This is a genomic window from Staphylococcus sp. EG-SA-2 (assembly GCF_017152085.1).
The window spans coordinates 1-2,163 of the sequence record NZ_JACYHC010000654.1 but is presented as its reverse complement, the minus strand read 5'-3'; the positions used below and the strand labels follow the sequence as shown (position 1 = coordinate 2,163).

At 27.9% G+C, this 2,163-nt stretch carries 3 protein-coding genes and 1 pseudogene; 3 read left to right on the top strand and 1 reads right to left on the bottom strand.

Annotated elements, in window-relative coordinates; genetic code table 11:
* The 3 genes from IDG60_RS11810 to IDG60_RS11800 all read left to right on the top strand — a co-directional run.
* On the top strand, window positions 1–207 hold a 207-nt coding region (locus IDG60_RS11810), incomplete at its 5' end, for a TIGR01741 family protein (RefSeq protein ID WP_168754358.1).
* Window positions 208–831: 624 nt separating this feature from the next.
* Window positions 832–1,206 (top strand): DUF4467 domain-containing protein, encoded by a 375-nt coding sequence (locus tag IDG60_RS11805; protein ID WP_000822161.1) that lies wholly within the window; start codon window positions 832–834, stop codon window positions 1,204–1,206.
* Between the two features lie 149 nt (window positions 1,207–1,355).
* Window positions 1,356–1,754 carry a DUF4064 domain-containing protein gene (locus IDG60_RS11800; RefSeq protein WP_000415665.1) on the top strand — a complete coding sequence of 133 codons (399 nt, stop codon included), beginning with the start codon at window positions 1,356–1,358 and terminating at the stop codon, window positions 1,752–1,754.
* A 215-nt stretch (window positions 1,755–1,969) separates the two neighbouring features.
* Here the strand turns inward: IDG60_RS11800 and IDG60_RS11795 are convergent.
* Window positions 1,970–2,163: pseudogene (locus IDG60_RS11795) on the bottom strand (formate/nitrite transporter family protein); the annotation flags it as partial.

Genomic DNA, 2,163 nt, shown 5'->3' with positions numbered 1-2,163 from the left:
GAACCATGGACATCATGTGAATTTGATTTTACAAGAGAGGGTAATTTGAAAGTATCGTTTGATTATATAGATTGGATTAAATTAGGTTTTGGTCCATCAGGAAAGGAAAACTACTATATGTATAAAAAGTTTGGTGTTTTACCAGAAACGGAATATGAAATGGAAGAAATTCGAGAAGTAGAGAAGTATGTTAAAGACCAAGAGTAGCATATATGTTATAGAAGGCTGTGCAAAATCACCCTCGTTTTACATTTGACTCAAAGAAGAAGGTAAACGATAAGATTATTTGCAACTTAAAAAGTTTATTAGCTTCTCGGTATCCATACATCATATGTATAAATGAGTTTAACTAATTAATAAATCACGATATAAATTTAAAATTGCCATTAATTGAAAAGGTTATTGTAGTGTATTTTATAAAGTTGATGCACATCGACTTATTTTTTAAAACTTATATCAAAAAAATATGAGAAAAGTATATACTATTAAAATGTTTTTTACTATAATTATAAATAGTTAAATATTTGGGAATTAAATAAATATATAGGAGGCAATTTTTAGAGATACATAGCAATATAAAGGTATCAAATAGTTATTGCATAATTTATTATGATGACATAATTTTCAGTAGATAGTTGTAAATTAACACTGAAATAGATGTTTATATTAAGAAGACTTTAATATCATAATTAATCAAAATCTTGCGTCAAACATTTAAACGAATTTTAAGTTGATAACAATTGGCAAAACATTGTTCAAACATCACAATGATAAAGCATATTATCAGTATTGTAGTGTGTGGAAAATGACAGCCATCTAAGGAGAAAAATGATGAAAAGAATATTGGTAGTATTTTTAATGTTAGCAATTATATTGGCAGGTTGTTCTAATAAAGGTGAAAAGTATCAAAAAGATATTGATAAAGTGTACAAAGAACAGAATCAAATGAATAAAATTGCCTCGAAAGTACAAAACACTATTAAAACAGACATTAAACAAGAAGACAGTAATACACATGTTTATAAAGATGGTAAAGTCATTGTTATTGGTATTCAATTATATAAAGATCGTGAAAAAATGTATTATTTCGCATATGAAATAAAAGATGGTAAGGCAGAGATTAATAGAGAAATAGACCCAATTAAGTATATGAAAGACCATAAAGCAGATTATGAAGATGAAAATGTAGAAGTGGAAAAAGATTAACGTAGGCTTTCTTTAAAACTTTTAACCAGTTTCAAAAAGTAAATGAGCTTTAGCGACAATAATTTTTAAAATAAACACGATATAAATTTAAACATTTATATATAAGAACACAAACGTAAGTTTGTAAATAATAATAAAGGAGTAAGTCAATGGAAAAATCGATCAAAATAATGACAATAATAGGAATTGTTATTCAGGGTTTAGCAACGGTATTTAGTTTACTATTGATGGTTTTAGCAGCATCAGGTGTAATGACTACAGATGTGTCAACAACAGTTAATGGTGAGGTTGACCCAGTTGATGCAGAAACAGCAGCAGCAATTTTCACTGTATTATTCTTATCCCTATTCATATTTGGAATCATTTCAATTATTTTAGGTGCAATCGGTATGTTTAAAGCATCTAAAAACAAAAAAATGAGTGGTATATTGTTGATTATTGGAGCTGTAATAAGTGGTAACATAATTACATTTGCTTTATGGTTAGTCAGTGGTATTAAACTACTTACTAATAACAAGCCTAAAGATGAAATAAGCGACTTATCATAAACATCGTATATTGAAATTTCAAGATTTCTTAAGTAATTAAATAAAGTGCTCTCTTAGAAGTAGATTTTCAGTCAATAACTGCTTTTAAGAGAGCATTTTGTATTTGATAATGCTCATAGCATCGGACAAAAACCATTGACGAACTTAAAAAAAATACGTTAGACAATGCACTTCTAAATATTTAAGGCATCGACTAACGCATTGTTCAAATATAGTTAATTATTTTTATAAAATTGATGATGATCATTCAAGTAAGCATAGAATAAACCTATAATGAGTCCGCCTCCAATATAGTTACCGATAAAAGCCGCAGCGATATTCGAAATAGCTGGTATGAAGTGCAATGTATCAACTTGATAAATTAAACCACCCATAAATAAGCAACTGTTGTAAACGACGTGTTCATAAC

Coding starts and splice junctions, on each gene's coding strand:
- IDG60_RS11805 (WP_000822161.1), top strand. CDS start 832: ATGAAAAGAATATTGGTAGTATTTTTAATGTTAGCAATTATATTGGCA.
- IDG60_RS11800 (WP_000415665.1), top strand. CDS start 1,356: ATGGAAAAATCGATCAAAATAATGACAATAATAGGAATTGTTATTCAG.